The sequence below is a fragment of the Photobacterium sp. OFAV2-7 genome (genome assembly GCF_022347985.1).
Taxonomy (GTDB): domain Bacteria; phylum Pseudomonadota; class Gammaproteobacteria; order Enterobacterales; family Vibrionaceae; genus Photobacterium.
Window position 1 is genome coordinate 1 of sequence record NZ_JAKRFQ010000535.1, and the last position, 3,593, is coordinate 3,593.

Consider the following 3,593-nt stretch of genomic DNA (forward strand, 5'->3'; position numbering starts at 1 on the left):
AACTCCTTTATCACAGAGCCTTTTGTTAAGTTATAGAAGGCAAATAAAAAAATTACGAGGAAGTAAATGAATACGAGGATATCTATTATCGCGTTTATTTGATTCTGATTCATATAATTATCTTTAGTCGCTCTAAATGTATTATATATCCTATTGTTGATAAGATGATGTTTGCATCATTGATAAAATCGACGAACACCTAATTAACTAGCAAAAACCACACAGCTCTAAACAGGATTATTGAGTAATCCAGATATGACGAACTCTCGGCATTTCGTCTAAGCAGTCACCTTGAGAAACGGAAATAGTAACAGACTTATTTGACATGAATGCGGCTAGGAGAAGGCTGTAATTTTGATCATGGAAATCATGATCAGCCGGTAGAATAAAATAATCATTCCTTGGACAGAAAGAATTTGCAGGACTCATATCACTAAAGCCTATCAATGACCCTTTATGACCTTCCCAGTTCGTAATTCTTGTGATTTTTCCAGTAACATCACCAACTTGTGCGATAGCTGTAGTAGGCAAAAGTGAAAGTAAGCAAATAGCTAAAAATCTTGTCATGTTAACTCCTAAGGTTTTTAAAGAAGTAGCGCAAAAATTCGCCACGTTGAATTCATGGGTCTCTAGCAATAGAGCAGCTAAACCCGTCAGGGTAGATGCCTTTTAGCTCACACTCAAGGTGCACGGCACGCTACCGCCGAACAGAATCATTTATCTGCCATATGAGTAACGCATCATACATTAATTGTTGGACGTGAAGGTGAGACATCTCAGTTTTGTGATTTATTTCAAGTGGCTATAACTAGAATTTGGGCTGAATGAGCGAAACTTGAGCAGGGTTTCTAAGTTTGCATCTGGACAAAAAGCAATTGTCGCTGCTGAATGAAAGAAGTAGTTGTACATTTCACCACATCCAGGGCATGACAAGGGAGAGTGAGTAGGGGTTATCATTTTTAGATTATGTTTATTCATATATATGCCCTTAGTAACTAAAAAATCTAATATAGCATATGAATACTGTAGCACTGGCCTCATAAGGTGAAAACTCCAAATAAAGGAGTGTTAGTTTCTTTGGTTATTGAAATTGAGAGGGCGACAATTGCCGCCCAGTCTTCTTTCAATGGTGGATTTTGGTTTCACTCCAAAGTTGTTGCAACCTTGAAAGCCCTTTACCAGTAACTAGTGCTGTAACTGATTGTTGAAGTCCATGATCTGGATGTTCCCAGTTTCCTAATTTTACATCGAGAAGCCCTTGCTCAATCTTGGCCTGATAGGGCTCATTCTTTCGTGTGATCCATTTTATTTTGCGAAGGAAGCTGATTAAGCGATTCCGGCCAGTTCCTATCACCTTGGCTGCCTGAGCGACACTTATTGCATCAGGGGCTATTGTTACCTGGTCATGGAAAGCAACTTTCGGCGCATCCTCGGCACCCTTGGTTTCTAGTTGCTGGTTTTCTTGTTCGAGTTGAAGTCGCTTTTGTTCGGCTTCTAAAGCTAGCTGTAAGATCTCAAGGCGGGAAAAGTTTCCATGAGTTTGCTTTTGTCTTCCCTGCTCAAAGAAGGCTTTCACTAATCGCTTCTTGAACATCCGAACAATCTCGGTGTTTCGCATATAAGTCATTAACAGGGTAGCTTGCTGCTCGTTGAGGATGGCATATTCGGTAGCACTTCCGCCACGCTGACCTTTAGGTTTTGGCTGGATTTCAAATCCGATGATTCCAAACTCCTGAAAATCTTTAATATTGTTGCGAATCAGCTTGATAACAGAAGAGTGCGGATTTCCCACACCTTCCGCAATCCTTAAAGAAGTAGTGATAGCAATGTTCTGATCGTTGACCATAACTAGCGAATGGATAGCACTCTCTTGATTGCTGGCTATGAGGGTTTGAACTTTGGTAGATCGATCTTGGGTATGGCAGATGGTATTCATTGGTCGTTACCTATTATGAAGTTGATCGTTATATATGGGGAATCAAATACCCGGCTTATGCCGCTTCTTCAACCAGTCCAACTACAACAAGCAGGTCGCGAAACGTTGAACGATACCAATGTGCTTGAGTTTCTTTCTGGTTGTTCGGATTGGTGAGGTTTTTTCCATAGCGCAGACCATCTCTAGTAATCGACCAGAATTGTTTTATCTTCTTTCTTGAAGATTTACGATCTAATCGCTCCAGTATGCCGTGTTCACTCAGCAATCTGTTGAAAGCAATGGCGCTAACCCTGATGTTGTACTCTTTAAGTCCCTGGCTAGCAGAAAAGGTTGCTTCGCTGCTGTCGTCGGTAGATCCATCAGGGGCATCAACGGTGTAAGAGGGAAGAATATCGAGAGGGATGTGATTGTACTGCGCAACTCTTTGATATACCCCAAGCTTGCCGCTATCACTCATGTTAAGTGCTTTAGTTAGTGACTCAACAAAAGCCAGTTGATCAGTAATGACAGGGGTATTTGAGTGTTGCAGCATTTCAAGCTGTTGCCAACGGTCAATGACAGCAGCTGTAAACTCAGGTGATAGTCGAGCCACAAGCACAAGGCTATCGCGTTTATTTAACATGCATTGTTTAATGGCTTGGTTACGGTGGTTTCTAACTTCCTCAAATTGAGGATGTTCCAGCAAGTTTTTTGAAATCAGAGACTCAATTGTTCGGATGACGTTGTCATGTCTAATATCTGTCAGTTCCGCGATTTCACGACTGGACATAGTTTGAGGGTTTTTGAATGGGTCTGGGGTATGGCAGATGGTATTCATTGGTCGTTACCTATCAGTTGATATGGCTGTTAATGGTAAATTTGCTACGCAGTACGACGCTTGCAGGAGCTTTCTCTTAAGTTAGTGGGAACGAAAGTAGATAGATCTCGGATGTGTTTGGTCTTACTCATGGTCAGTTACCTATTATGCATTTGGTCGTTATGCGCAGTGGTTAGTTGCGTTTGCTACTGTAGGATAAAAAACGAACAATATCAATGATCATTGGAAAGGGGGATGGTGTGTACTATGGATGAGGGTAGGTGAATTTGAAAGAGAGATGCGTGGGGCAAAAATGGGGCAAAACAGCCAGTATCATAGAGTATAAATCAGTAACTTACGAAATCGCCTCTTAAGCTAAGTTATTGATGCGGTGAGATTTATTTGAAATTGTTTTTACCTTATTAAGGTGCTTTACCGTACCTAAGCCTTAATTCGCTGGTACGTTACGCACTAAATTAGTACGAATGATGGGGTAGGGTTGGAGTATTTTAGCCGCTAGAATGCCCCATCTTTTCAGGCCGATTAGTCTTCTGATGAAGTTTGAGTTAAAAAGTAAATGGTAGAGGAGAATCAGTGTTTACAGTTATCTACGCAGTTAACGGTTAATTTAGCTATCCAATATCTATCTGATAAATCCTAGTCTTCTCGCCTGAAGGGTCATAACCGTCTTCTATTCGAGTCCATCCAAACTTTTCGTAGAAACCGTCGTGATCTGTTGTTAGATACAACCGCTTATAGCCGCTGGTTTTCAGCTCTGTTTTCGCATGCTCAAAGAGCAGTTCACTCAAACGATTCCCACGCTCTTCTGGCTCAATGAACAAACTGCAAAGCCAGGGAGTT

General features: G+C 41.3%; 4 protein-coding genes. All 4 read right to left on the reverse strand.

From position 1 onward, the window contains the following. Positions 1–237: 237 nt before the first annotated feature. Positions 238–567: a hypothetical protein gene (locus MHN01_RS20415; RefSeq protein WP_239413096.1), complete on the reverse strand. Its 330-nt coding sequence runs from the start codon at positions 565–567 to the stop codon at positions 238–240. 556 nt (positions 568–1,123) lie between these two features. Beyond that, complete coding sequence (locus tag MHN01_RS20420) at positions 1,124–1,936, reverse strand: phage regulatory protein/antirepressor Ant (protein ID WP_239413097.1); 813 nt, start codon at positions 1,934–1,936, stop codon at positions 1,124–1,126. 55 nt (positions 1,937–1,991) lie between these two features. Then, positions 1,992–2,753, reverse strand: a complete 762-nt coding sequence (locus MHN01_RS20425) for a Rha family transcriptional regulator (protein WP_239413098.1) — start codon at positions 2,751–2,753, stop codon at positions 1,992–1,994. A gap of 611 nt (positions 2,754–3,364) precedes the next feature. Next, positions 3,365–3,593, reverse strand: a 229-nt coding sequence (locus MHN01_RS20430; RefSeq protein ID WP_239413099.1) for a GNAT family N-acetyltransferase, incomplete at its 5' end; no start/stop codon positions are given.

Coding starts and splice junctions, on each gene's coding strand:
- MHN01_RS20425 (WP_239413098.1), bottom strand. CDS start 2,753: ATGAATACCATCTGCCATACCCCAGACCCATTCAAAAACCCTCAAACT.
- MHN01_RS20420 (WP_239413097.1), bottom strand. CDS start 1,936: ATGAATACCATCTGCCATACCCAAGATCGATCTACCAAAGTTCAAACC.
- MHN01_RS20415 (WP_239413096.1), bottom strand. CDS start 567: ATGACAAGATTTTTAGCTATTTGCTTACTTTCACTTTTGCCTACTACA.